This is a genomic window from Granulicella aggregans (genome assembly GCF_025685565.1).
GTDB lineage: Bacteria > Acidobacteriota > Terriglobia > Terriglobales > Acidobacteriaceae > Edaphobacter > Edaphobacter aggregans_B.
Map to the genome: position 1 here is coordinate 519,679 of NZ_JAGSYE010000002.1, position 25,699 is coordinate 545,377.

Genomic DNA, 25,699 nt, shown 5'->3' on the forward strand with positions numbered 1-25,699 from the left:
CTTCCCTGGAGGTTTCGAAATGAGAATCGCAATAGCTGCTGACCACGCTGGTTTCGCTCTGAAGGAACAGGTCCGTGGACTCGTTGCGGGCCTCGGACACGACGTTCGTGATCTTGGGGCACATGACGAGAAGCCGTCCGACTATCCGGACTTCGCAGAGCTGGTTGGGGCTCAACTCATGAGAGGTGCCGTTGATCGTGGCATTCTCATCTGCGGATCGGGGATTGGCGTCTGTATTGCGGCGAACAAGATGCCTGGCATCCGGGCAGGGATCTGTCACGACACCTATTCCGCGCACCAGGGTGTCGAGCATGACGATATGAATGTGCTCGTCATGGGTTCAAGAATTATTGGATCTGCACTTGCATCGGACATCGTAAGGGCTTACCTCGCAGCGAGCTTCGACGCATCTCAGGAACGCTTTGCCCGGCGGCTGAACAAAGTTAAGGCCATCGAACAAACCTACATGTCGGTGGCACTGAAATAACACTCGGCTACAGATCGATGGAATTCGCTCGACCGTTAGCCCCTCATACAAAGACCCTATCGGCAGCGGGTAAAGCGGTAGTTACGTTCAGTGTTCAAGTAAGAAAAGTTCCATTTCCTATATCCATCCACAAATCAATCGAAGGAGCATGACATGGCTACATTGATAGAGGAACTCAAAGAGCAGGGCGCCACGACCACCATCAACCCATCGACCACGCCTGTGGTTCGATACAACACGATTCACATCCGCGATGTCGACGTGTTTTACCGCGACGCTGGTCCGAAAGACGCGCCCGTGCTGCTTCTCCTACACGGCTTCCCTACTTCGTCGAATATGTTTCGCAACCTGATCCCCCGGCTCGCAAAGTCATTCCGCGTTATCGCTCCGGACTACCCCGGCTACGGCTTCAGCAGCGCCCCTGATCACAAGGCCTTCGCATACACCTTCGAAAACATGACCAACCTCGTCGAGGAGCTCACGGAGAAGCTCGAGCTGAACAAGTACACCCTGTACGTCATGGACTACGGCGCTCCCATCGGTTACCGGCTTGCACTTCGCCACCCTGAGAAGGTCTCAGGCCTGATCGTGCAGAACGGCAACGCCTATGAAGAGGGCCTGCTCGAGTTCTGGAACCCTATCAAGAAATACTGGCAAGAGGCGACCGCAGAGAACCGCGCCGCATTGGCTTTCCTGGTCAAGCCCGAAGCAACGAAATGGCAATACGAAAACGGGGTAAGCGATCTGAGCCTGCTGGACCCCACAACATGGACACTGGATCAGGCGTTGCTTGATCGCCCGGGCAACGGCGACATCCAGCTTGACATGCTCTTCGACTATCGAACGAATGTCCCTCTATACCCAGAATTCCAGGCCTTCTTTCGCCAATATAAGCCACCGACCCTGATCGTCTGGGGAAAGAATGACTTCATCTTTCCGTCGGAGGGCGCACTTCCCTACAGGCGGGATCTACCAGACGTCGAGACCCACCTGCTGGATACCGGTCACTTTGCTTTAGAGACCCACGGAGAAGAGATCGCCCTCCGGATCGAGGGATTCTTCGCCCCGCGACGCTATCCCTCGTGATGCTCTCGGGCAGCGAAGAAGTTCAGCTGACAGGTGGACGGATGTTGACCCGTCCACCTGTCACTGTCGCAACGATGAAGTGACCTGCCGCCCAAGGCAAGATACGCGATGCAGCGAGCCAAGATGTAAGCCGACCACACAAAGTGGCACGAATCATTTCCGGCTACCAATCGAACAGTGATTCGACGTCTGCCTGATTCGAACTCCTTATCTGAGCATTCGAGTCTCTGGTGGTGGAGAACTTATTGTTCGAGTGGCCCACTATCCGGCCGTCGTGGTCCCGTGCGACGGTGTCGCCATTCGCAAAGCCGGTTGTTTTGCTACCGACGATCTGGTTCTTTCCATCGCGCACGTACTCGATTTTCAACATTTCAATTCCTCCTCAGGCATGGTTCTCCTTGTTTCGTTTTTACGAGTGGATTTTAGAGGAGTCAGCCGAAGCGATGTTATGCCCTGGCCGACATGAGCATCAGCATCGGTGCCACCGCCGGAGCACCGTACAGTCCGAGCGCGGCGACGTTGACGAAGGTCGTGCTGTCAGTCTGTACGATTCCTGGTGTGCCATGTGCGTGCCCAAAGACATCCAGCTTGGGACGGACACGGCGCACGGTCTCCATCAACTCAGGGCATCCTGAGTTGATGTTTGAAGACCGCGCTCTGTCGGGGATGCCGAACGGTGGCACGTGCGTTATCAAGATGTCGATACCGGGCTCGATTTGGTCGTAAAGCCACCTGCGATCGTTCGCGGAGCTCAAGCCAAATGCTCCGCCGTACAGAGGAGTGACGGGTGATCCCCAGATCCGCAACCCTTCTACCTCAGTCTCTTCGTCACGAGAATGATCGCGTTCGTCAGCAAGGATCGCTTCTTTGGGTCGGCCTCAAGGAAGAACTCGTGGTTGCCCGGCACCACTATTTTGTGACGGTGCGGCAGTTCTCCCAGCCATTGATTGAAGTCGCCGACGGCCTTTATGCTCCGCGAGAACATAGTGAAGTTCCCGCAGTGAATGAGGATATCTGCGTCCGGCACGTCGAGCTCGCGGTGCAGCTCGTGGGTGTCGCTCATAAGAGCCAGCTTCACTAAGCGCTTGGTTCGCCTTGAGCGATTGTTGGTTGAATCAGTTGTCATATCCTCAACCTTACGGGTCAAGGATGATTTGTGGACTCAAGTCGAAATTCTTTCCGCGCAACGCGGCTCCGCATCAACTGAACGTGGTAGCAGCAGATCCGATGAAGCTCTTGGACGCCGACGTCATAAAGGCTGACCGGGTTGCTTGCAGGTCGTCGACACCGGTGTGAGGTCGCCGGTAGCCAAGCATCGTACGGCGGATCGCAGTGGTAAGTTTCTGGGGTGTCTGTTGCGGGTACATGGCACGGCGTTACTTGCCATCGAGTCTCCGCCCGATGAGCCCCCGGATTGCGACCGGCTGCGAAGCTGCGGTGCCCTCCCCGGATATCCTTGGGTCTCAAATGAAATTGGGGCATGACCGCCTAACGTAGTCTGGTGTCGTAGCGCGGTCGTGAATGGCATCGCAAGCTGGAGCGACATCGACAAACATTGCGCCGACGCCCAATGAGGAACACGAGCCAGATTGACTAAATCGGTCGCCCGGATTCACAGCCGACTTCCGCAGGGGATACCACGCTTTCGGATGGAAGCCATCGCTTGCTTGATCCTGCTATGTCTCCGGAGCACCTCGCTCCGCTCTCGGTGGATGCCGGCCGTTACATCGTCGATCAGCGAGAAAGGTATCGAGGTTCGGTAACCCCTCTTCCCGTCGAGCAGGCGAACGCTATGCAAAGATACTTTTCGTCCGGGCTGGGGGTGGGGCACCTTCCTCCATTCGGCATGGGCCGTGCGCCCGTGCACCACAACAACCTTGTAGTCCAACAACGCAAATCCGTTCAGATTCGAACTGAAGGTTGGGATCGCCCCTCTGATTAAGGGTCAGGTGCATAGCCTCTTTACCACGAACGCGTTGATGGAGGAAGAGCGAATCGAACCTGTCTGGCATCGGCCTTATGCCAACTACGAAGTAGCGCTTACAAGGCTTATAAGGCTCCGTCGCGGCACCGCTTTCCTCCGTTGCTATTGATTACAAGAATGGTGCCTTACCTGAGATCGAACTCAGCCCACCACCTTATGAGAGCAGAGGTTCCCCTGGAACAAAGCATGGCGAGGGAGGCAGGACTCGAACCTGCGGGTTCGGTTTTGGAGACCGACAGTGTAGCCACTTCGCTTACTCCCCCGTTTTTCGTCGATCGGATTTCAAAGAGCAAATAAAAATCCCCGCACTAGACGGGTTCTGTGAGTCCAGCAGGAGTCACAGAACCCTAAGTCGCACCCCACCCCAACCGTTCTTCGCGGATTGCGGCGACGACGTATTTGGTTACCTTTCTCATGGCGGTTACACTCCCAAGTAATTCGGCTTGCGATTGAAACATGGTGCACGCGGAAGGAGTTAAACCTCCATCTCAAAGTTCGTAGCTCTGTGCCTTGATCCGTTGGACGACGCCTGCAAATTATGGTCGGGGAGGGGAGAATCGAACTCCCACCGCTAGTTCCCAAAACCAGGATGCCAGCCATTACACTACTCCCCGAAATTGTTGGTGCCGCCTCGCAGATTCGAACTGCGTTCTCTGGCTTTTCAGACCAGCGTAATCACCAGACCTACGCAAGCAGCAATGATTTGGCGGAGAGTGAGAGATTCGAACGCTCGGCACCTTGCGGTGCGCCTCGCTAGCAGTGAGGTGGTTTAAGCCGCTCACCCAACTCTCCGAATTTAATGCGACTCATCGCAATCGCACCTGTAGGCTCGAAGTCTTGTGCTTATCCGCTACGCCTGTTTACGCATAGTTACGTGGTGCGGGTGGAGAGATTCGAACTCCCAATCTACTGCTTCTAAGCCATTCGCCTTTGCCATTTTGGCCACACCCGCACGTCTTAACTTGTCAAAGAACTTCCCCGCATCGCGGCAACGCGCCGCAATGGAACAAAACAAAACCCGCTCATTTGAGCGGGTCGGTGTGCCTTCGGATCATCCCTTGGTTACGGTTGATCCGGAACACGCCGACTCGCACTCAGGTTATCGAGTGTGGAGAGATACGGGCGCGAACTGGAGAACTTAAACTTCATGGTGATCCTCAAAAAACCGCCGGAGCTAGAAAATAGCATCCGGCTCAAGCACCTTCGCACATTTCGAACGATCATGCAATATATTTTCAGAAACTACTTGCATTTCATTAGAAGCTATGGGACATTAACTTCTGCGTAGGAGCAAGCCCGATGAAATTGACATTCCAAAATTCGATGCGTAGGTCACCGGAGATGATTTATCTCTGCAGTGATCACCGGGCGCTTCTGGTCTCCTGGCCATTACGGTAAGACGGACGTTCCTACGCATACCCAACCGTCAAATCAATAATCGCTGAGTGGCGAAGAGAACAGGTACTTCCTCTGTGACAGGACTAACACTCCTGTTCTCGCTCAACCCCTCAGCTAACTCTCCGTCAGTGGCGCACTGCATGGCTACTTCTGGCAAATCCGCAAGGATCGGGTTCGAATCCCATCTGCCATGCAGGATCTTTCCCTGACAGAGCTGCGCCTTATGCTAAGCCGCGGAACATGCGGTCGCGCGGAAGTAGATCAGTGGTGATAGAGACGAGTTACTTCCTCCGAAAATGAACGGGCAGAGCGGACTCTCTGCCAGAGTAGAGGCTCTGCGGGACGGGGGCGTTGCCCCGAAGTGCAAGGTTCCCTAGGTTGCTCGCTCTGAAACTCCTCTCGATAGTTCCCTGATCTGCGCAAAGACTACTTATTGACTTTGGCTGGTGGCGTAGATAACAGATACTTCGCTTGCAACGCGGGTGGTCGCAGGTTCGAATCCTGCCACGAACTTATGTTCGCGTAGCTCAGAGGTAGAGCACCTATGTTCTGTTATCGCTTTTTCCCCGGCCAATAACCCTCCAGCCACACGCTGGTTAGAAAGTAAGACTGAGATGAGCAAAGGATATGTGAAGGGCGGAACACCGATTGGTTCGGAGTCATTATGTCGGACATGCACGAGCGCTCACATTATGACGGGCTACAGGGAGTCGGAGATGCTGACGATGTGCAGCGGCATCCATCCGAATATCGTGGTGCCGTTCCGGATATATGAGTGCTCTAGTTACCAGGACAAAAATAAGCCAACCTGGCAGCAGATGCAGAAGCTGGCCATCCATGTTTCCCCGGGAAATCCTAAGCCGGTTGGATTCAAGGTCGGTCCAGGCTTCGGACAGACTACGGTGCGTGTCGTCGAAGAAGATGACGACTATGACGAGGACGATGAATAACGAAGCGCCGGTGGCGCAGAGTGCGGGTACTTCAACGGTAGAAGGCCGTCAGCAATGACGGAGGCTGCAGGTTCGATTCCTGCCGTAGGTTGACTGGGCCTATGTACAAATGACCGCGTTCGAATATTCCCCGGCGATGAAGTAAGTGCCCTTGAAAGGAGGTGCGTGATGAAGTTGAACGTCTTGAAGCTAAGCCGTCTGGTGCGGCCACGGACGCATGAGGGAGCACCTGCGGTTGAGGTTACTCCCGAGTTGGCGCTGCGCCGGTGTGTGCTGGCGTGCATGCTGTGGGAGGACGAGTTCTACGAGGACGGAGTCGCAATCGCCGGACGCATCCGCGAGCTGGTGCCGAAGGTCGAGGCCGGCAAGGTCGCAGCGCTCGCCATCGAGGCGCGAACCGCAATGAAGCTGCGGCACGCACCTCTGCTGTTGGTGCGCGAGATGGCGCGTCATGCGACGCACCGCGCGCTGGTGGCCGAGACTATGACTCGCGTCATCCAGCGTGCGGATGAGCTCGCGGAGTTTGTCGCGGTCTACTGGAAGGACGGACGTGCGCCGCTATCGGGACAGGTGAAGAAGGGTCTCGCAGCTGCGTTCCCGAAGTTCGACGAGTATGCGCTGGCCAAGTACGATCGGGCAGGCGCGGTTCGACTGCGGGACGTGCTGTTCCTCTGCCATGCGAAGCCTCGAGATGCCGAGCAGGCCGCAGTCTGGAAGCGGTTGGTCGATAACGAGCTCGCGACCCCCGACACCTGGGAGGTGGCACTCTCGGCTGGAGGGAAGAAGCACGAGGACGACAAGCGCATGCACTGGGAGCGGCTGCTGGCCGAGCGCAAGCTCGGGGCTCTCGCTTTGCTGCGCAACCTTCGGAACATGAAGGATGCGGGTGTAAGCGAGGAGCTGGTCGTCTCAGCGCTGGATGCGATGAAGACAGAGCGCGTGCTTCCATTTCGCTTCCTGGCTGCTGCGCGTTATGCGCCGCAGTGGGAGACAGAGTTGGAGCGAGCGATGTTCCGCGCAGTCGCAGATCGTGAGCGGCTGGCGGGCCACACTGTCATCCTGGTCGACGTCTCGGGGTCGATGGTAGCGCCGTTGTCGCGTCGGTCCGAGATGTTGCGGACGGATGCGGCGTATGGACTGGCGGTGCTGCTGCGCGAGGTCGCGGAGAAGGTAAGCGTCTATACCTTCTCGGACGACACGAAGCGGATTCCAGCACGGCGCGGGTTCGCGCTCCGGGATGCGATGGAGTCCAGTCTGCGGCATGGCGGGACTCGGCTGGGAGCGGCGCTCGATTCCATCAAGGAGAACTTTGATCGAATCGTCGTTGTGACAGACGAGCAGTCGCACGATCGCGTTCCCGCGCCGAAGGGCAAGGGATACATGATCAACGTGGCCAGCGCCCGGAACGGCGTGGGCTACGGAGCATGGGCCCACATCGACGGCTGGAGCGAAGCGGTGATTGAGTACATCCGCGAGCTTGAGCGGTAGAAGAGGAGTAGGGTTGGCGGGCCTGGAGAGTTCCTGGCCCGCCGCCTGACATCCGGTACCACTTCGACGTAGATTACGTTCCGCGAATCAGCGCAATATCCAGTGCTCCGGCCCACTGAGAGATATCCTGACGGGTCAGCGCTGCTGCCATCAGGTCCGGAAACTGGTCTGGCGTACAGGCGAAGACAGGACACTCCATGGCAGCGATCATCTCCGCGTGTTGCGCCTGAAAGCTAGGGTGCCCGTCGTCCGAGAGTGAGAGCAGAACGATTACATTCACCCCGTACAACTTCAGGGCAGCCACCCTGGCCAGCATCGACTTGGCATCTCCGCCTTCGTAGAGATCAGTCACCAGAATCAGGTGGGTCTTGGCTGGGTGTTCGATCTTTTGTTCGCAGTAAGCTAGAGCCGCGTTGATGTCCGTGCCTCCGCCCAACTGCACGCCAAAGAGAACTTCGACGGGATCGCTGAGCTCTTCGGTGAGATCGAAGATTGCCGTGTCGAAGCAGACCAACTGCGTGGAGATCCCTGGCACTGAGGCCATGACCGCGGCGAAGATCGAGGAGTACACCACCGAGGTCGCCATCGACCCGGACTGATCGACGCAGAGCATGACGTGTTCGAGATTCGCACGTGACCTCGTCTTCCGCGCATAGCCGACCAGAGTTTCCGCGACGATTGTGCCTGATTCCGGCTGGTAGTGGCGCAGATTGGCTTGTATCGTCCGTCCCCAGTCGATGTCGCTATGTCTGGGGCGGCGCGTCCTCTGCGATTTATTCAGCGCTCCGCGCAGCGTCTGCGTCGTCTTGTGTTCGAGCCGCGCGAGCAGTTCGTTCACTACCTTCCGCACGACCATGCGGGCGGTCTCACGGGTCTTTTCGGGGATGGCACCGCGCAGCGAGATCAGATCCGCGACGAGATGTATGTCCGCCTCAAGCGTAGCCAGAAACTCTGGCTCCAGCATCAACGACTTTAGATTGAGCCGCTCAAACGCGTCCTTCTGGATGATCTGGACGACGCTAGTTGGAAAGAACTCGCGGATGTCCCCGAGCCAGCGGGCGACGCGAGGCGAGGAGGCGCCAAGGCCGCCGCGCCCTTTGGCCGAGGAGCTTCCGTAGAGGGCTGAAAGCGCCGCGCTGAGCCTCACATCGCTCTCGGACAGTCCGGCTTGGTCTTCGTCGCCTAGGGCGAGCTTCCAGCGCCGCGTGCGTTCTTGATCGTTCAACGCTCGCCTCCCATCTCGATGCCGAGAATCTTATAGAGAAGTGGGAGGGCGGTGGCGAAGTTGGCATTCTGCTCTGGTTCGAGTGCTGCGGAGCTCTGGGGTTCTTTGCCACGCACCTGTTTTACCTTCTCCATCAGTCGCCGCCGCGAGACTCCGTCGAACCCCGACATGCTGCGTCGTAACAACGGGAGCGACTCTACGAAATCGTCTTCGCTCAACTGGCATAGCCAGTCGTCGACGAGCCGGAGCAGGGCTTCGTCCTGCAGGATGACCTCAGAGCCGCCGCTGAGGAAGCCTTCCAGAAATGATCCAGCAAGCTGCGGCGTGTTGCTCATCTGGAACGAGAACGCAGCGGAGATGGCGGTGGGCTCCCATGCGTAAAGATCGTGCAGTCTGCGCAGGCTGAAGCCAGCGATGACAGATGTCGCCTGCTCATCCTCGACCATGCTTCCGAGCTGGATTCGCCAGCCTGACGAGAGCGCTTCATCGCCGAAGAGGCCTAGAGCTTCGTCGTAGTCGCGCATCGCCGAGAGCCTTGCGCTGGCCGCCTCCTGGTCGAGCGCGTGTGACGCGATTCGGATACCGGCGTTCACCTCCGCGCTTAACGACCCAATCAGGTGACGCAGGGCCTCTTCGGGCAGCTTGCGAGCCGATCCATACCGCAGAACGCGCACCAACGGAGATACGGCTCCCATCACGTCGGTCAGGTCGCTTGCCTTCATCGCCACGGCCTGAAGCTGAGCGATGCAGTCCGATGCGGCGTCGGGTAGATCGGCGACCAGGGCCGAGCGGATCAGTGCCGCCAGTTCAGCGACTGACGTGGAGGCCTCGGCCTGGGCACGTGTCGCATTGCCAGCGGCGGACTCGATCGTCACGCCGTAAATTAGCGCCTCAGCGAGGGCGACCGAAAGCTCCGGCACCCAGCGCAGCATCCAGAGCTCGCGGAAGGTCCCGCGTCCGGCCTCCGCATCGATCAGACGTCCCCACTTGACGTTGAGCAACAGCAGGCGGTGCAGCAGGGTCGACTTCAGCAGCCCAACTTCGCTACGCAGGTCGAGCCGCACCTCGGTATCGATGTCCTCCGGCTTAAGCCGTGTCTTCTTCTGCCAGAGCGCGAGGTCGCGGGCGAGCGGCATCTGCGGGACGTTGTCGCCGATCTCCCCGACTTGCTCGCCGACGTAGAGCTTCTGCTCGATCAATCGAAGCGCGATGGTATCGCCGTGGCACAGGGTCGCAAGCGATGCGTCCCGCATCTCCGCCAGACCGGGCACGGTGAGCGATCGCATAGCGGCCAGCCCGAGGGCAAGCCGGGCAGCTTCGATCGCCGACGCGGTAGGAGCGGCATGGCCTTCCTGGCGCAGCAGAAACGCCGTCTTGGACTGCCAGACGGCCGCGAACTCTTCGATGGCCGGCATCTCCTGCGTTCCATACAGCTGCCAGAGATGGCGATACCAGCCCGGCGAAATCACCCCGGCTCCGTAGCCTGAAGATGCGCTCAGGCGGCTGTCAGTCCAGGGAACCCACGTGGCATGCACCTTGATTCGAGGAAGGTCCTTCACCAGTGCCTTGTCGGCGGCGACAGTGGTGACCGCACGAAGCCCGCTGAGATGCCATGCGCCGCAGACCACGGCAATTGGGCCGCTCTGAGTCTTGATTGCGTCGCGAATGCGCATCCGCATGAAGGCCTCGCGTCTTGCCTGCTTCAGCGCAAACTCCTCGGAGGAAACTTCTAAGGAGCGGACTTCGGTCATCGCAGCTTCGATGGCTGCGAAGATCTCGATTGCCCGCTCTCCGCTACCGCCGTACTGCTCGATCAGAGCGTTCCACAACGCCTCGCCGTCTCCGTAGCCGGCAGCTTCGGCCATCTGGTCGAGCGGGTCCGGTTCGCGTTCGGCAGGCGCTGCATCTTGCATTCGTTCTTGCCGGGCGGTCTCCTTTGCGATTGCCAGAGAGACCGCTGCGGGCCAGTCGCAGAAGCTGGCGGTGCGGCCGCGTTCGACCGCCCACTGCATCGCCACCCACTCGGGAGAGAACTCCGCAAACGGCATGAAGAACGCTGCGCTTGCGTCATCGACTGCGTGGAGCAGCATGGCCACCGGTGGCTTCATCCCCTCATCGGCTACAAACCTGATGAGGTCGTCGCCTTCGGGCGGCCCCTCGATCAGGATGCACTCGGGATTAAGCGCTTCGAGCGCACGCCGCAGCAACGCCGCCGAGCCAGGCCCATGATGCCGGATGCCGAGCAAATGTACTCGTGGGTCCATCGAACTAAAGGACCTCGCGGATCGCCCGGTAGAGATCGCTCCAGCCGTCGCGGGTCCGCACGACCGCTTCGAGATACTCTTCGAGCGCGACCGTGTCCTGGACCGGATCTTTGATCACCGCGCCGACCAGGTTGGACGCGAGGCTCTCGGCGTCGATCACGCCATCGCCAAAGTGTGCGGCTGATGCCCAGGCGCTCACGCCCACAGAGATTGCCTCCGCAGTCGAAAGCGAACCCGAGGAGGTCTTCAGCTTGGTCTTGCCGTTCAGCGTCTTGCCCTCGCGCAGTTCCCGGAAGAGCGTTACGATGCGGACCATCTCCTTGTCGGCGGGCTGAATCGGAGGAAGGCTGAGGTTGGTCCCCATCTCCTGCACTCGTTTGAGCACGATGCCTGTCTCCTCTTCGAGCGTCGCAGGAGAGGGCAGTACGACTACGTTGAAGCGGCGCTTGAGAGCGGAGGAGAGATCGTTGACGCCCTTGTCGCGGTTGTTCGCCGTCGCGATGACGTTGAAGCCTCGCCGGGCATCGATGGCGGTGTCGAGCTCCGGCACAGGGAGCGTCTTCTCGGACAGGATAGTGATCAGCGTGTCCTGCACATCCGACCCCATGCGCGTCAACTCTTCCAGCCGCAGGATCGTCCCCTCTTCCATCGCCCTCGTCAACGGGGTCTTCACCATCGCTTCACGCGAGGGACCCTTGGCCAGCAGCAAAGCGTAGTTCCAGCCATAGCGGATCTGGTTCTCGTCCGTACCGGCGGTGCACTGGATCATGCGCTGCGACGACCCGGAGATGGCTGCGGCAAGATGCTCCGAGACCCACGACTTGGCCGTGCCGGGCAGCCCCAGCAGAAGTAAGGCGCGGTCGGTCGCAAGCGTGGCCACGGCAGTCTCGATCAGGCGCCGGTTGCCGACGTACTTCGCCGAGATCAACGTCCCGTCCGTGGCCTTGCCCCCGAGCACGTAGGTGACGACGGCCTGTGGCGACATCCTCCAGTTCTCCGGTCTCGGCCGCGCGTCGCCTTTTGTCAAAGCCTCAAGCTCTTCGGCGTAGATCTCTTCAGCGCCGCGTCGCAGCTTCTCGTTTGTCTCGATCATGTCTCTCAACCCTTCTCCATCGCATCCAGAATGTCCAGCAACGCCAACGCACTCACGGTCTGTGCCGGCTCAATCATCTCCAAAAGAACCCGAAGTCTGGCCCTGAGCTCGCCCGGGCAGCAGGCGGCCAGAAGGTCCATCCACTCCGGCCCCTTCATCTCCTGCAACTTATCCCGCCACTCAGATGAGCGCAGGACCGCTTCGATCAAGGTACCGGGCACCGGGCCTCGAAGGGCACGGTGCATCCAACTCCAGCCCGCAATGAGAAATGGCGGCTTGGCTCCGTAGGGCTGTACGAGTATCTCCGCCCATCGCAGACATTCACTGGACGTCATGGTGTCGAGCTGCATGGGGCCGCACTGGCTCATCTGCTCCCACGCATCCAGAAGCCGCTTGACGATCTGCTCGAGCAAGTCGAGTCGTCGGTCGGCCGTCGCCAAAAGGGCCAACGCCAGCAGAAGGCCCTCGTCCTTTGCGGCTGCTTCAACGAGGTCCGTCTCGGAGATCTGCAGTCCCCGGGCAAGCTCCTCGAAACTGACCTCCGCGAAGGTCTCGCGAATCCATCCCTTCGCCTGATGCTCTTTCACCGTTGCTGGCAGTTGCAGCTTGAGGACCGTGTGTTTCCGAAAGATGCCGGACTCGATCTTCTCAATCCGCTCCATGCAGGCACTGAGCGCCGGATGCCATCCGGTTACGCCCGGCAATCGTCCGAGCAAGCGCCGCGCAAGGTCGCGCACGCGGGGTGCACGGTCCTTCTGCAATCCCTCAAGAAAGTCCTTGTCGGTCGGCTGCAACTCCGCTGCCAGCGCTCCCAGCAGGCGCAACCGTATCTCTGCATCCTCCTGCGACCAGACGGACCGGACAAGTTCAAGTCCCGCAACCGAGTCCTTCCTGCGCAGATTCATGATGAAGGTCTGTCGAAGCGCTGGCGGTGCCGTGGTCCAGTTCGTCTCATCCAGGTCAGTTGTCGAAAAGAAGTCAATTAACCGATGTTGCTCTGCCGCGCCTTCACCCGAAGCCCACACCTCGGCAGTAGCTCCCAAATGCTCCGCATGCGCCTTCACAAAGCCGCTCATACGCGGCAGATCGAACGGATGCGGACGGAGCTTCAGCCGCGCAAAGCTCCATGCCAGGGCGAGCTCGACATCTTCGGTAGAGCGACGGTTTCGCAGCAGCCAGATCATCGGCTTCCGGATACGGTCCGGCAGGATTCTCCGGTCGTCAGGAGCCTTGGCTTCAACCGAAAACTGCGTTGGGGCAACCGGCCTCTCGAAACGCAGGGCTTGGCCCGTCAGACTCAAAAGCGCAAGCGGACTGGCATCTCCAATCTTCTGCAGAGGCTGCCGTGCGGTCCCGGCCAGCAGCGCTGGTAGCACCTTGGATTTAAGCTCCGTCGCCGTCATCCGTCTACCCACCTTCCCAGCGGCGTCTCTGCCCAGCACAGAGTGCAGTAGCGTCCGTCCCAGAGCGCGACAGCATCGATCCGTTCCAGTCCAGCCAAAGGCTCCGCCATCTCGCTCTGAGAAGGCCGCAGAGTGAAAGTGTCCGAGGCTCCGTCCGCATCGCAGACGAAGATCGACTTGCCCGATCGCCGCACCGTGGCATTGCGGAAACTGACCGGCCACGTTCCGGCCCAAGGCTGCACGCTGAGGGCCGCTTCATAGGCTGCATAAGCGTCGGCGATCCGCGCCTCCGGCAGAGTGAGACGGTCTGTCGATGACTGGGAACCGGATGAACGCACCAGCAGAGCCCGCATCGGGGCCGCTGAGGGGTAAAACACCAGCTCGGCCTCCAGCCGCTCACCCACTGCGTATCCGCTCGCGGCAGCGCCTGTCGCAACGGGGACAAAGTCCAGCAGTACCGCGAACCTCGCCTTGCTCTCCAGCCAAAGCCAGGTCTCGATCCGCCTCAGCTTGTCCGGCTGAACCTCACTCAGGACCGCAACGACTCGCCATGAACCCTCGACTCGCTCAGCCCCGGCATCGTTCAGCAGGGCGTCCCTGGAGATCGTCCATCCAACCGCCTGGCGCACATCTGCCTTCAACGCAGGTGATAGTTCCTCTTGCCGGCGGTACGCCTCGGCGATCAGGTGGAGTTGGCCTAACTCTTCCACGGCCGCAGTCGCTCGCTGCGCCTCTGGCAATGAAAACAGCCGCGCCGACAGTCCATCCAGGCGGCCCGCCAGTCCCGGAGCTTTAGCATCCACCATCCGCTGTGCGATCGTCCGGCAGGCTGCGCTGCTCTGCGCCACGAACGCTGCCATGCCGCGCTCGACCTGGTCTTCGAGCCAGAGGTCCAGTTCATCCAGTCCCGCTCGAATCGAAGACTCTCGTTCCAGCCGGTTCCGCTCTCGAGCCGCAGCCGCACGAGCTTCAGCCTTCGGGTCTTCGATCTCCGCTTCCGGCGTCGCCGCAATCGATAGTGAAACCTTTGGCTTCGGCACATCGCCGTCGGTTGAAGTGGGTCCTGAACTGGGGCCGCGCCGTCGCGACACCCACTCCTTTACCCAGTCGGGCGCCTCGGTGGTCTCAAAAGGAACCTTGCCCTCGGCCCGTAGCCACATCAGCGCCAGCGAGTGTTTGCAGGGAAACTTCCGGCTCGGGCAACTGCACTTATAGCCCGCGTCAGCTTCGGAGATGACAACCCGGTAGGGTGTAGCACCGGAGCCCTGGCACTCGCCCCACACTAAACCGCCGTCATCTGTCGCCAACTTCGGCCAGCCGCCAGGCTTCAGCAGCTTGCGGGCAGCGTCGACCGATCCCTGATCGGGTGCCAGGGCGAGAATCTTTTCGAAGGTGACGGGCATTCACCCACAATCCTAAACGGAGTTGATGGACCTGCCGCTACGATGCTCGCTCCCCTTCAGTCGATCTTCAGGAATCGGGAAGCAAAGCTCTAACCAACTCAAATGAGCCGAAAATAAATCGTGCAAGATTTTGCTCGCATCTCGTTCTACCATCGAAGGCAATCCTCTTCCCTGATCGGGCGTATCCATGGAAGGCATCTTTCTGCTTGTTGGGCTTGCAGTTCTGGCAATACCTGTAGTCGCCATTGCAGCGTGGATCAGGGCGTCTAACACCCGCGAGTTGGTCGAGAATCAATCTCTTGAAAATCAGCGTGCCGTCTCCGATCTCAAACGTAAGATCGCCACGCTTCGTCGATCCCTGGAGGTTGTCAATGAGAAGCTGGCGGCCACGGGGAGCAGTTTCCCGGCGGCGCCGGTTGAATCGGTTCCTGCAAAGGCCGCCTCTGTAGAGCCGGTTCAAAGTGTCGCCTACACCCTTTCCATTCCGGTCGAGCAATCCCCGAAGATAGTACCGGTGACTCCGCCAGACAGCCTTCCGCAAGATAGTACCGTGCTGGAGACTCTACCTGCGATTCCTCCAACGCCTGTGCTTGCGGAATCTGCAACGACTGCATTGCCAGCCGCTGCTATAGTCGCGCCGCCGCCCGTGCCAGGGACCCCAGTCAATGCAAACGCTGCCCCCGCTCCCGTCGCCGCAGCGCCATTCGTCTCCGCCGTGGTCCCTGCGCCGCGCATAACGCCTCCATTTCGGACACCCTCTGCGCCTAGAATCGGTAGAAGCCGTCCAGCAATAACGAGGGCACAATCGGGGCACTTTCCTTTCGAAAAATGGCTCCCAATGTGCCTTTCAGCCCCCTCCGAATTCCACTGCTTGTCATTGATTCTGTGATTGATTGCTGATTCTCAAGGCGACAACACAAGTTCAAATCTTATCGGGGACGCCAAACTCGCGAATCAGTTCGCGGAATCGAAGATCGTTACACACCCATGCTCCCCCGTTTGTGGCCGCATCATGGAGTGTTATCTTATCGTGGGATGACGGCGAAAACAGGGCTCGTGAGTATCTGAGAGACATGGTCCCCAGCGATCCGCGTGAGCGCGTCGTTGATGGTGTCAGTCGTATTCTTCGTCGCAATATGAAGTAGCCGAGTTGACTTGGCAGTCGTCTGACAGAGCTTATATTTGTTGTCGATCGTTTCCCGTGCACGAAAGATGAGTTCTGAGCGCAAAGTGGACTCCATGTTTCCTTGCGGCGCTCTGGCCATAACCTGCCGGTTTACGCGGGTGAGATGCGGGCTTCTCGTGTTACGACTTTGCAGGCCAACTATCTGAAGTTTCAAGCCGGACAGAGTCAGCGCTGGGAGCAGAGTGCTGAGTCGGCATCTCGAGCCAAACCAAGTCCCTCACAATCCAAGCATATGCTGCAAAACCTGTTTGTCACAGTAAATCGCCAACGGCCGTCGGCCATCAGCTATTTCATTGCCAATCGAAGGGCCGTGACGTAGGATACCGCTAACCATGAAAAATTATGCTGGAAGCGTGGGACGGATTGCCCCGATTTCAAGGCAGTCTATTGTTCTTGTCTGCGTCTCTGTGTTTGTTGCGGTCTGTATCCTTGCCTCTGCGCTCCTGCAGCACTTCGGATTTCCGTTGGACGATTCCTGGATACATCAGACAATCGGTCGCAACTTTGCGAATTTCGGCTCGCTGGGTTATTCGCCGCATCAGCGGTCTTCGGGTTCCACCAGCCTGCTCTGGACGCTTTTGCTGGGCACCAACTATAAGATCTTGCCTCACGTAAATCCGGTCATTTACTGTCTCGCGGTAAACTTGGCCTGCCTGCTCGCAATCTGTCTCTCTATGCTTCGTCTGGCAATCCGCGATGGCATGACACGAGGGCTCGCTGTGTTGTGGGCAGTCGCTCCTCTGGCTGACGGCAACTTCGTCTGGCTGGGCTTCACGGGCATGGAGCACCTCCTGTTCGTCGCTCTCTCCTTGCTGTCTATCTCAGCATGGTTCTTGCGCGGCGAGCATCCTGTAAGAAGCGCGGCACTCGCAGGTCTTGCGTTAGGACTGCTTGGGATGACACGCCCCGAAGGCTGCGTTCTTCTCGTCGTCATCTTTCTGCTTGAGTTTCTCACTCCCTTGAGAGCCGGCCGCAAACCGCGTGAACTCTGGACTGCCGCCGCCCTTGCGCTGCCGCTCGCCGCAATCCCCTTCGCGGTCAATCTGAGAACCTCTGGTTCCCTGCTTCCGCTGACACTCAAAGGGCGGCAGTTCCTCTACTTCGGAACGTCACACATCGACCTAAGCACCCGCTTGCACCTCCTTCTCGAATGGCAGCAAAGGATCATCACTTCCGTCTACATGCAGCCGGCAGATGTGTGGGCCTGGAAGCCCCGGCTGATCATGATTCTTCTGACCAAGATTGTTCCTCTTCTCTGCCTGCTTGGCCTAGTCTCTCTCTTCAAAGACCGCTGCTCCCTGACGTTGATCTTTTGCATGTGGGGGATCATCCACTCTTTCCTGTACGTGATCATGCTGCCGAGCATGGGCCACGGCGGCCGCTATCAACCCTTTATCCTGCTCCTGCTGCTTCCTCTGGCTACGCGCGGCATCTACTTCGCGATAAGTATCGTTCGGCTTGGCCGGAGTCCGGCCACATGGCTGGCTTACGGGTGCTTGATCGTCTTTGCCACCTTCTCCCTAAGGATGTGGCGGTTGGGTCTTAGCTACGGGATCCAGCACATTGAAACGAGCCACGGAGTGATGGCCCCATATCTGAACGCCCACTTTCCTCAGGAGACAATCGCCATCTTCGACATTGGCAGGATCGGGTACGTCTTCACGGGAACGGTGGTCGATCTCGGCGGTCTAACCGACACGTCGTACAGCGCCTACCTCTTTCGCCGCCAGGTAGCGACATACCTGCAGGAACACAAGATCGAATATGCGGTACTGCCCCGCGATGCCGGCATCAACAGCCGGCTAGGCCTCATCTCTGGCCAGGAAGTGGACCTAGAGCCGATCGCCCACGCCTGCGCCGATTTTTACGAGTGGAACTTCACTAAAACCCTGACGAACAACGCGGCCCAGTGTCAGGACCTCATGCGCATCCACTATCGTTAGGGTCTTCCACCTTTCCACAAAAAAAGAAGGAGGCCAGTTACCTGGCCTCCTTCTTTTTCTGCAATTCAATCGTGCCTTTAGACCAGATCGAACCGATCAAGGTTCATTACCTTGTTCCACGCTGCTACGAAGTCCTTCACGAACGTCTCCTTCGCATCGGACGCCGCATAAACCTCAGAGAGCGCGCGAAGCTGCGAGTTCGATCCGAAGATCAGGTCGACGCGCGTTGCGGTCCACTTGACCTCTCCGGTCGAGCGATCAAGCCCCTCGAACAAGCCCTCCGAAGTAGAAGAAGCCTTCCACTCCGTGCCCATATCCAGCAGGTTCACGAAGAAGTCGTTGGTCAGCGTACCTGGCTTGTCTGTGAAGACACCGTCCTTCGACTGCCGGTAGTTTGCACCGAGCACACGCAGCCCGCCCACAAGCACCGTCATCTCCGGAGCAGTCAGCGTAAGCAGTTGCGCGCGGTCGACCAGCAGAGCCTCTGCCCGCTCCTTGTGTCCAAGGCGGAGGTAGTTGCGGAAGCCGTCCGCCGTCTGCTCCAGGGGAGCAAACGAGTGAACATCGGTCAGTTCCTGCGTCGTGTCAGCGCGGCCCGGCGTGAAGGGAACCTTTACATCGTGTCCGGCCTTCTTCGCCGCATCCTCGACCGCCGCAGTACCGCCCAACACGATCAGGTCAGCCAGTGAGACCGTTTTGCCCGTCGCGTTGAACTCTGCCTGGATGCCCTCAAGAGTCGTGAGTACCTTCGCCAGAACCTGAGGCTGATTCACCTCCCAGTTCTTCTGTGGCTCCAGACGAATGCGAGCACCGTTGGCTCCGCCACGCTTGTCCGAGCCACGGAAGGAAGCCGCGGAAGCCCACGCCGTCGAGACGAGCTGTGAGGTCGTCAGACCGGACGAAAGGATCTTCGCCTTCAACTCAGCAATCTCCGCATCGCCGATCACTGTGTAGTTGACCGCCGGGATCGGGTCCTGCCAGAGCAGCGTCTCCTTGGGAACCAGCGGCCCAAGGTAACGAACGATCGGGCCCATATCGCGGTGCGTCAGCTTGAACCACGCCCGCGCGAAGGCGTCGGCGAACTGCTCCGGATTCGCCTGGAAGCGCCTGCCGATCTTCTCGTACTCGGGATCGAACTTCAGCGCAAGGTCCGAGGTGAACATCATCGGAAGGTGCTTCTTGCCCTCAATGTGCGCGTCCGGAATGTTGGCCTCTTCAGCCGTGGCGTACCACTGCCATCCGCCGCCGGGGCCCTTCTTCAGCGCCCAGTCAAAGTTGTAAAGGTTGTCGAGGTACTCGCTATCCCACTTGATCGGCTGCGACGTCCAGGCGCCTTCAAGACCGCTCGAGATGGTGTCTTCAGAGTGTCCCTTGCCCTTGGAGTTCTTCCAGCCAAAACCCTGCTGCTCGATCGGCGCGCCCTCTGGTTCGGGGCCGACGTTCGGACCGGGATCGTACGCTCCATGCCCCTTGCCGAAGGTGTGACCACCGGCGATCAGCGCGAACGTCTCTTCGTCGTTCATCGCCATGCGGCCGAAGGTCTCGCGAATGTCGTGCGCCGAGCCGAGCGGATCGGGCTTGCCATCCGGGCCTTCCGGGTTCACGTAGATCAGGCCCATCTGCACTGCGGCCAGTGGATTATCCAGTTCGCGCTTGCCCTGGTAGCGATCGCTGCCCAGCCACGTGTGTTCGGAGCCCCAGAAGATGTCTTCCTGCGGCACCCAGACATCGGCGCGGCCACCGGCGAAGCCGAAGGTCTTGAAGCCCATGGACTCAAGCGCTACGTTGCCGGTCAGGATCATCAGGTCGGCCCAGGAGATCTTCTTGCCGTACTTCTGCTTGATCGGCCAAAGCAGACGCCGTGCCTTGTCCAGACTCACGTTGTCCGGCCAACTGTTCAGCGGAGCGAAGCGCTGCGTGCCCATGCCCGCGCCGCCGCGGCCGTCGTAGGTCCGGTACGTGCCCGCGCTATGCCAGGCCATGCGGATAAAGAAAGGGCCGTAGTGGCCGTAGTCCGCGGGCCACCAGCTCTGCGAGTCCGTCATCAACGCATGCAGGTCCTTGACGACCGCATCGAGATCGAGCGTCTTGAACTCTTCCGCGTAGTCGAACTCCGCGCCCATGGGATCGGCAAGCTTGGTGTTCTGGTGAAGGATCGCGAGATCAAGGCGGTCAGGCCACCACTCCATGTTGCGCGTAATCTTGCGCGAGTTGTGAGTGACAGCGCCATGCATCGGCGACTCTGTCTCTGTGGCCGTGGCGGAGTGGCCGCCGCCGTGGGGTACCGGGCATTTCATCTCTTCTGACAAGGTTCGCTCCTTCTTGCCGGGGACTGACTCCCCGCTGCTGTAATGCGTTTCTGTCAAAGGACGCTTCCGTCGCCGGACTCATCCCGAAAAATCCAAACTCAATCAGTCCGCGCTCACCTTGCCGCGGCTCTTCGCGGGAGTGCACTTCGCACAGAGTCCGCGCACAATCAACTCGCACTCGCGCAGCGTGCGCTTACCCAGCGAACTCAATGCCGGCTTCGGCACCTCGTACCACTCCACGTCCTCGACATTGCCACACTGGTCGCAGATGAAGTGATGATGTCGCACGCCCTTGGCATCGAAGCGCGCAGCACGGCCTTCGACCGCCACCTCGCGCACCAGCCCCGCCTGCACGAGATCCCTCAAATTGTTATAAGTGGTGGCCCGCGACAGCCGTGGATCGAGGCGATTCACCGCCTCGAAGATCTCCGCCGCCGTGGGATGTCCGGGGTACTCCATTAGGAACGCCATCACGCAATGGCGCTGCGGAGTGAACCTCAGTCCCGTGTTCTCCAGGCTCTCGCGGATTGATTCTGTGTCCATCACCGTATTTAGATTCTGTCTAATCTCGGACTTTGTCAAGACAACGGCTGTGCATCGCCGGTGAAAAAACGATGAATGACCTCTGTCTATGGAGAGCTGCAAATCGACGGGATCAGACACTCACAAAAACGAAAAAGGACGGCCCAAGGCCGTCCTTTTGTCGAGTGATGCTTTGAAGCTTAGAGAGGCTGGATGTCCGCAGCCTGCCAGCCCTTGGGTCCCTTGACCACGTTGAACTGTACAGCCTGACCTTCGGTGAGGCTCTTGAAGCCGCTCGAGGTGATCGCCGAGTAGTGTGCGAACACATCCTCGCCGTTCTGCCTGCTGATAAACCCAAAGCCCTTCGCGTCGTTAAACCACTTCACTGTTCCCTGTTCCATTTTGATTCCTTCTTGATGCTGAATTGACGCTCGGACTAATTGGGCATTACCGTACAGCCATTGCAAAAACCAATCTGTTCAACCGACACCTCTAGGCTATCACGAGCGCGTTCGATGTTCGCACGTCATTCCATCGTCTTCGTCAGTCGTGACGTTTCTCCGGCCCATTTCGACCGCTGTTCCTGGCATTGCTCGCCGTTTCCGCCGCAACTGTCACACTCTCCCCCACCTAGTTTGTCATTCCCGAAGGGAATCTGCGTTTTCCTTCCCTTTCGTAGCTTCACACGCAGTAATCCTGAATTTGCCACAAGAACTGTCAGAGACAACTTGAATCCGATATCTCTCAAAATGCCGTTTTTCGTGCTCAATCTTGCTATTCAGTCCCCTCGATCGCAAGCTCTTTGGCTCTTTCTCTTCCGGCTGCGGGCATGATGTCCTCTCTGTCCGTACATACCGACCATCGCGTCATGCAGTCGAAGCCTATTTGAAATATCTGCTGCCGCTTCGCGGGCTCTAAGCTCGGGAGAGCACTTACCCAGATTGCCAGACAATTCGTGCAGCCGGACGGCCCCCATATTCGATAGTCCGGATTCGCTTTAGGTTGGGTATCCGGCAGAACAGTCACGAGCAATGCACGGCCAAAGAGCATGTACTGACCGGAGGAGTACGGAACATAGTTTGGGTCACTGAGCCATTTCCGCTCTTCGCGTGTGCCGAACCCCTTTGGGACGAGAATCCCTACAGTAAATGAGGCGTCCAATAGCAGATCACCCCTCGTTCTAAGTATGAGTTCGTAGGTAGGTTGGTGATCATGAGCGAATGGAAAAATTGTGAAAAACCTTGATACGCTCCATGCATTGCCTATTGTGTACTCGCATTTGCCGCCCCCACAGTGGACATCTGGGACCTGACAACCCGCCTGCTTAAGGAGGCGTTCGATATCCGACTTCGTAGTTCGTCCGGGCTGAAGCTTCAGGAACTCTTTGTAGATGGCCTCGGATCGTGAACGGACGATAGTTTCATGGATGCGAGCCGACAGAAAAAGCAGGCCGTACCCGGCCAGCAAAACGGCGATGACTGTACGTCCTACACGCCACAATCTCGCCATTAGCACCTGCGTGACCATGTTGGAATTATGCAGTTCAAGGACACTCTGGGCAATGCTAAGCTAAAAACTTTCCTTTCACTCAAAGTGTCGTGTTATCAGAGACTCCCAACAAACAAAATACTCGCATCCGATTGCGGGGAGTTTTTTCGCCGAAGCCACATCATCCTTAGGCTTGTCTTCCTGCGGTACTTCGCCTCTCCGTCGCTGCCAAGAATGAGCACATTATGAGAGTTTTTAGACGAAGTCCCCCCGTTCTGCAGCGTTCCCGCACCTTTTGCTGCCAACAGATGGTATCCAAATTGCCTTTCAGTTAGGCACCGTCTGCTGCAGGCAAGGATTTCGATGGTTGAATTAGAGCGCTCGGCCCGGCCGTCAACACAACTCGAGTTTGGGAAAAAAACGCTTGACGCGGCGTCGCCGTCAGAGGCTGAGGCGCTGCGCCAACAGGCACACCTCATGCTGGACCAGATGCTGGACTACTCGGAGGCCATCCGGGATCGTCCCGTCTGGCAACCGATTCCGGAGACAGTCCGGGCGTCTTTTCAAGCTGGAATGCCTTCGAGTGGCACAAGCCTCGCTGAAGTTCATCAACAGTTCATGGAGACCATCGTGCCGTTCACCGCCGCCAACACACATCCCGGCTTTCTGGGTTGGGTACAGGGCGGAGGTTCGCAGATCGGCATGCTGGCGGGCATGCTGACCGCTGGGCTCAATGCAAACGTGGGTGGCCGTGATCAGATTCCTCTTGATGTCGAGCGGCAGGTCACGCGCTGGATGCAAGATCTCTTCGGTTTTCCGGCAGGGGCGAGCGGCATCTTTCTGACCGGAACGTCGATGGCCAATTTCGTTGCGATCGTGATCGCCCGCGATGCTCGCCTGGGTGTCGGCGTTCGCCGCACTGGAACAATGGCTGTATCGAGACCGCTCAGGGCCTACGCCTCTACCGCAGTGCACGGCAGCGTGGCCAAAGCGCTTGATCTTGCTGGTCTTGGCAGTGACACGCTGCGCCTCATCGCAACCGACGCGCAGGGCCGCATCGACCTGACACTTCTCGCGCAAGCGGTACACGAAGACTGGCGCCAGGGCTTCACGCCTTTCCTTGTAGTTGGATCTGCGGGAACAGTCGATCTCGGTGCGATCGACGATCTCAACGGTATCGCCGAGTTCTGCGAACAGGAAGATCTGTGGTTCCACGTAGACGGCGCTCTCGGGGCTCTCGCCATGTTGGCACCCGATCTGGCTCCGAGATTGAAAGGGATCGAACGTGCCGATACGCTTGCCTTCGACTTCCATAAGTGGACACAGGTTCCATACGACGCCGGCTTCCTGCTTGTACGGGATGCGACGCTCCATCAGCAGGCTTTTGCATCGGCTCCAAACTACCTGGCCCGCGAAGATCGTGGTCTATCCGCCGGCTCACCATGGCCCTGCGATCTGGGCCCTGAGCTTTCGAGAAGCTTTCGCGCCCTGAAGGTGTGGATCACGTTGAAGGTCTACGGCGCGGATAGTCTCGGTTCAGTGATCCAGAACACATGCAGCCTTGCTCGGGCTCTCGCCGCGCGGATTACCAATACGCCGGAGTTGGAACTGCTGGCGCCGGTCGAGTTGAACATCGTCTGTTTCCGGTATCGCTTTGCCGCAATGGACATCACAGAGGGTCCGTCACGGACAGAGCAAGATGCGAACCGGCTCAACCGCGAACTCGTCATCCGTCTGCAGGAGGCGGGAAGGATTGCGCCATCCACGACCATGGTTGGAGGAAAACTTGCAATCCGCGCCGCAATCGTGAACCACCGCACGACGCTTGCTGACATGGACGCCCTGGTGGATGGGACACTGTCAAACGGTCGAGAGCTTGAGTTTCACAATCCGAAGATCTCTGCGCTTCACTGGAACGAATCTTCAGTCCCAGCATGGGAAGCCTGACTCTCCATCCAATTCAACAAGCAAAACAAAAACTCCCCGCCGAAGCGGGGAGTTTTTTCTTGCCGAAGCCGCCTAATCCTTAGGCTTGTCTTCCTGCGGCACTTCCTTCCCTTCGCCCGGGAACGGCCACTGCTTATTCAGCTCTAGAGTCGACTCGCGAACATCGCCGGGCACCTTCACCACCTTCAGGTTCTCGAGCACATGCACGCCCAGCTTCCCGGCCGTGGCGAGGTCGATGTCGCCATCGTGGTCGAAGTCGCCCCAGACGATCTGCGTGCCGATGGTCGCTGTCCCGTTCAGCGAGAGCGTCTCGCGCTCGAACCGCGGGTCCGCTTCCCATGCCGAGGCGACCATCGTCGCGGGCCACTTCTCATCGGGCGACTTCATCGTCTCGCCCGCATGGGTCTTGGCCTTCGTCAACTGCTCCGCGCCCGGCAGACGGTACGCATACACGACGTTCGGATCGTACGATCCCGGATCGCCGCCACCGTGGCCGCGATACCGCTTGCCCGTGATCAGCTCCGGAACTCCGTCGCCGTCGATGTCGACCAGCGCCACAGCGTGCGACTGCGAGAACGACTCGTCGATCACGTGCCGAATCCACTTCGGTGCAGACGGCGTCCCCGCCTGCTCCAGCCAGTAGAGCCCGTACCCATGTCCCTGCCCGTAGATGAGGTCCAGCTTGCCATCGTGGTTCACGTCGTAACCAAGCACCGGGAAGCCGCTATCGCCGAGGTCCCAGTCGCCGTGCCACTTCCACTTGTCGTTGTCCGCGTCGATCTGCTCGAACCATCCATGCGGCGTCAGAATGTCCGCCTTGCCGTCGCCGTTGATGTCCGCAATGCCGATACCGTGGCCGTCCTCGTTCGATCCGCCCGCCTTGTGTACCTTCGGCGTCGCCTTGGAGAAATCGACCCAGATCACGCCGGAGTGATCGTAGTGCGCCAGCGCGAGGTCGGGCTTGCCGTCACCGTTGATGTCGGCAAACGCGCCACCCTCGGTGTCGTAGGTGTCGGTGATCTTCGCTCCCACCCACTGCGCTCCAGCAGCGGTCGCCTTCGGGCCGGGGTTCTTGAACCACCACAGGCCATTCGAGATCCATCCCGTCGTCACGAGGTCGGGCAGGCCGTCGTGGTCCACATCCACCACCCACTCGCCGCAGTCGTTGACGAACTCATTGTGCGTGCCCACCTGGCGGAACTGGTGCCGCTTCCACTCGCCGCCGTTCGCGCCGGGGTTCTCGTACCAGTAGCCCCCGCTCAACAGGTCGACAAAGCCGTCGCCGTTCATGTCGATCACCGAGATGCCCTCGGCGTGGTCCGAACCCAGCCGGTGCGCGAGGAAGGTGGTTCTCGGCTTGCCATCAGGCCCAAGGCCGGGGTCCGCCATCCGGCGCTCCGTCGCGTGTGCCGGATCCTGCGCGTAAGCCGAAGCCGCGCCCAAAGCCAGCGTGGCAATCGCCGCGGTCATAAAGCAAGATGCAATCTTCATAGCCCTCTCCATTACTCAAAAAACTTGTCCTC

The 25,699-nt window shown here is 59.0% G+C and carries 18 protein-coding genes and 5 tRNA genes; 6 read left to right on the forward strand and 17 right to left on the reverse strand.

Features of this window, described 5'->3' with window-relative positions:
• The first annotated feature begins 19 nt into the window (after positions 1-19).
• Positions 20-487, forward strand: coding sequence for a ribose 5-phosphate isomerase B (rpiB, locus tag OHL18_RS11700; protein ID WP_263375033.1), 468 nt, complete (start codon positions 20-22; stop codon positions 485-487).
• A gap of 153 nt (positions 488-640) precedes the next feature.
• Positions 641-1,573: an alpha/beta fold hydrolase gene (locus OHL18_RS11705; RefSeq protein ID WP_263375034.1), complete on the forward strand. Its 933-nt coding sequence runs from the start codon at positions 641-643 to the stop codon at positions 1,571-1,573.
• 163 nt (positions 1,574-1,736) lie between these two features.
• On the opposite strand, the gene OHL18_RS11710 is transcribed toward OHL18_RS11705, so the two are convergent.
• From OHL18_RS11710 to OHL18_RS11745, 8 genes are all read right to left on the reverse strand, one after another.
• Positions 1,737-1,943, reverse strand: a complete 207-nt coding sequence (locus OHL18_RS11710) for a hypothetical protein (protein ID WP_263375035.1) — start codon at positions 1,941-1,943, stop codon at positions 1,737-1,739.
• Positions 1,944-2,019: 76 nt separating this feature from the next.
• Entirely contained in the window at positions 2,020-2,328 is a 309-nt protein-coding gene (locus OHL18_RS11715; protein WP_263375036.1) for a metallophosphoesterase family protein, read from the reverse strand.
• A 56-nt stretch (positions 2,329-2,384) separates the two neighbouring features.
• A complete protein-coding gene (locus OHL18_RS11720; protein ID WP_263375037.1) occupies positions 2,385-2,636 on the reverse strand; it encodes a metallophosphoesterase in 252 nt (83 codons plus the stop codon).
• A gap of 1,108 nt (positions 2,637-3,744) precedes the next feature.
• A tRNA-Trp gene (locus OHL18_RS11725) sits at positions 3,745-3,820 on the reverse strand.
• A gap of 276 nt (positions 3,821-4,096) precedes the next feature.
• Positions 4,097-4,171: transfer RNA gene (locus OHL18_RS11730), tRNA-Pro, on the reverse strand.
• Positions 4,172-4,178: 7 nt separating this feature from the next.
• A tRNA-Phe gene (locus OHL18_RS11735) sits at positions 4,179-4,254 on the reverse strand.
• A 7-nt stretch (positions 4,255-4,261) separates the two neighbouring features.
• A tRNA-Ser gene (locus tag OHL18_RS11740) sits at positions 4,262-4,349 on the reverse strand.
• 83 nt (positions 4,350-4,432) lie between these two features.
• Positions 4,433-4,509, reverse strand: a tRNA-Leu gene (locus OHL18_RS11745).
• A 1,138-nt stretch (positions 4,510-5,647) separates the two neighbouring features.
• Between OHL18_RS11745 and OHL18_RS11750 the strand changes: the two genes are divergently transcribed.
• Together OHL18_RS11750 and OHL18_RS11755 are read left to right on the forward strand one after the other, a co-directional pair.
• Complete coding sequence (locus OHL18_RS11750) at positions 5,648-5,905, forward strand: hypothetical protein (protein ID WP_263375038.1); 258 nt, start codon at positions 5,648-5,650, stop codon at positions 5,903-5,905.
• 168 nt (positions 5,906-6,073) lie between these two features.
• Positions 6,074-7,393, forward strand: coding sequence for a TROVE domain-containing protein (locus OHL18_RS11755; protein WP_263375039.1), 1,320 nt, complete (start codon positions 6,074-6,076; stop codon positions 7,391-7,393).
• Positions 7,394-7,466: 73 nt separating this feature from the next.
• Here OHL18_RS11755 and OHL18_RS11760 read toward each other — a convergent pair whose 3' ends face one another.
• Genes OHL18_RS11760 through OHL18_RS11780 form a run of 5 tightly spaced genes read right to left on the reverse strand, consistent with a single transcriptional unit; the run spans position 7,467 to position 14,781 of the window.
• Positions 7,467-8,618, reverse strand: coding sequence for a VWA domain-containing protein (locus tag OHL18_RS11760; protein WP_263375040.1), 1,152 nt, complete (start codon positions 8,616-8,618; stop codon positions 7,467-7,469).
• A complete protein-coding gene (locus OHL18_RS11765; protein ID WP_263375041.1) occupies positions 8,615-10,882 on the reverse strand; it encodes a DUF5682 family protein in 2,268 nt (755 codons plus the stop codon). Before OHL18_RS11765 ends, OHL18_RS11760 begins: the two co-directional genes overlap by 4 nt.
• Positions 10,883-10,886: 4 nt before the next feature.
• Positions 10,887-11,975 (reverse strand): ATP-binding protein, encoded by a 1,089-nt coding sequence (locus OHL18_RS11770; RefSeq protein ID WP_263375042.1) that lies wholly within the window; start codon positions 11,973-11,975, stop codon positions 10,887-10,889.
• Positions 11,976-11,980: 5 nt separating this feature from the next.
• Positions 11,981-13,378 (reverse strand): DUF5691 domain-containing protein, encoded by a 1,398-nt coding sequence (locus OHL18_RS11775; protein WP_263375043.1) that lies wholly within the window; start codon positions 13,376-13,378, stop codon positions 11,981-11,983.
• Positions 13,375-14,781, reverse strand: a complete 1,407-nt coding sequence (locus OHL18_RS11780) for an SWIM zinc finger family protein (protein WP_263375044.1) — start codon at positions 14,779-14,781, stop codon at positions 13,375-13,377. The genes OHL18_RS11775 and OHL18_RS11780 overlap by 4 nt, the downstream gene beginning before the upstream one ends.
• A gap of 1,887 nt (positions 14,782-16,668) precedes the next feature.
• Between OHL18_RS11780 and OHL18_RS11785 the strand changes: the two genes are divergently transcribed.
• A complete protein-coding gene (locus OHL18_RS11785; RefSeq protein WP_263375045.1) occupies positions 16,669-17,910 on the forward strand; it encodes a hypothetical protein in 1,242 nt (413 codons plus the stop codon).
• 77 nt (positions 17,911-17,987) lie between these two features.
• Here the strand turns inward: OHL18_RS11785 and katG are convergent, their stop codons facing one another.
• The 3 genes from katG to OHL18_RS11800 all read right to left on the reverse strand — a co-directional run bounded on the left by katG (position 17,988) and on the right by OHL18_RS11800 (position 21,142).
• A complete protein-coding gene (gene katG, locus OHL18_RS11790; RefSeq protein WP_396274403.1) occupies positions 17,988-20,207 on the reverse strand; it encodes a catalase/peroxidase HPI in 2,220 nt (739 codons plus the stop codon).
• A gap of 114 nt (positions 20,208-20,321) precedes the next feature.
• Entirely contained in the window at positions 20,322-20,762 is a 441-nt protein-coding gene (locus OHL18_RS11795) for a Fur family transcriptional regulator (RefSeq protein ID WP_263375047.1), read from the reverse strand.
• Positions 20,763-20,941: 179 nt separating this feature from the next.
• Positions 20,942-21,142: a cold-shock protein gene (locus OHL18_RS11800; RefSeq protein ID WP_184216517.1), complete on the reverse strand. Its 201-nt coding sequence runs from the start codon at positions 21,140-21,142 to the stop codon at positions 20,942-20,944.
• A 1,450-nt stretch (positions 21,143-22,592) separates the two neighbouring features.
• Between OHL18_RS11800 and OHL18_RS11805 the strand changes: the two genes are divergently transcribed.
• The gene (locus OHL18_RS11805) at positions 22,593-24,176 is read left to right on the forward strand and encodes a pyridoxal phosphate-dependent decarboxylase family protein (protein ID WP_263375048.1); all 1,584 of its coding nucleotides are present in this window, start codon (positions 22,593-22,595) and stop codon (positions 24,174-24,176) included.
• A gap of 72 nt (positions 24,177-24,248) precedes the next feature.
• Here OHL18_RS11805 and OHL18_RS11810 read toward each other — a convergent pair whose 3' ends face one another.
• Positions 24,249-25,667: an FG-GAP repeat domain-containing protein gene (locus tag OHL18_RS11810; RefSeq protein WP_263375049.1), complete on the reverse strand. Its 1,419-nt coding sequence runs from the start codon at positions 25,665-25,667 to the stop codon at positions 24,249-24,251.
• Positions 25,668-25,699 lie beyond the last annotated feature (32 nt).

Coding starts and splice junctions, on each gene's coding strand:
- OHL18_RS11705 (WP_263375034.1), top strand. CDS start 641: ATGGCTACATTGATAGAGGAACTCAAAGAGCAGGGCGCCACGACCACC.
- OHL18_RS11750 (WP_263375038.1), top strand. CDS start 5,648: ATGACGGGCTACAGGGAGTCGGAGATGCTGACGATGTGCAGCGGCATC.
- OHL18_RS11775 (WP_263375043.1), bottom strand. CDS start 13,378: ATGACGGCGACGGAGCTTAAATCCAAGGTGCTACCAGCGCTGCTGGCC.
- OHL18_RS11785 (WP_263375045.1), top strand. CDS start 16,669: ATGACACGAGGGCTCGCTGTGTTGTGGGCAGTCGCTCCTCTGGCTGAC.
- OHL18_RS11805 (WP_263375048.1), top strand. CDS start 22,593: ATGGTTGAATTAGAGCGCTCGGCCCGGCCGTCAACACAACTCGAGTTT.
- OHL18_RS11795 (WP_263375047.1), bottom strand. CDS start 20,762: ATGGACACAGAATCAATCCGCGAGAGCCTGGAGAACACGGGACTGAGG.
- OHL18_RS11755 (WP_263375039.1), top strand. CDS start 6,074: ATGAAGTTGAACGTCTTGAAGCTAAGCCGTCTGGTGCGGCCACGGACG.
- OHL18_RS11770 (WP_263375042.1), bottom strand. CDS start 11,975: ATGATCGAGACAAACGAGAAGCTGCGACGCGGCGCTGAAGAGATCTAC.
- OHL18_RS11710 (WP_263375035.1), bottom strand. CDS start 1,943: ATGTTGAAAATCGAGTACGTGCGCGATGGAAAGAACCAGATCGTCGGT.
- OHL18_RS11810 (WP_263375049.1), bottom strand. CDS start 25,667: ATGAAGATTGCATCTTGCTTTATGACCGCGGCGATTGCCACGCTGGCT.
- OHL18_RS11720 (WP_263375037.1), bottom strand. CDS start 2,636: ATGAGCGACACCCACGAGCTGCACCGCGAGCTCGACGTGCCGGACGCA.
- katG (WP_396274403.1), bottom strand. CDS start 20,207: ATGAAATGCCCGGTACCCCACGGCGGCGGCCACTCCGCCACGGCCACA.
- OHL18_RS11800 (WP_184216517.1), bottom strand. CDS start 21,142: ATGGAACAGGGAACAGTGAAGTGGTTTAACGACGCGAAGGGCTTTGGG.
- OHL18_RS11765 (WP_263375041.1), bottom strand. CDS start 10,882: ATGGACCCACGAGTACATTTGCTCGGCATCCGGCATCATGGGCCTGGC.
- rpiB (WP_263375033.1), top strand. CDS start 20: ATGAGAATCGCAATAGCTGCTGACCACGCTGGTTTCGCTCTGAAGGAA.
- OHL18_RS11780 (WP_263375044.1), bottom strand. CDS start 14,781: ATGCCCGTCACCTTCGAAAAGATTCTCGCCCTGGCACCCGATCAGGGA.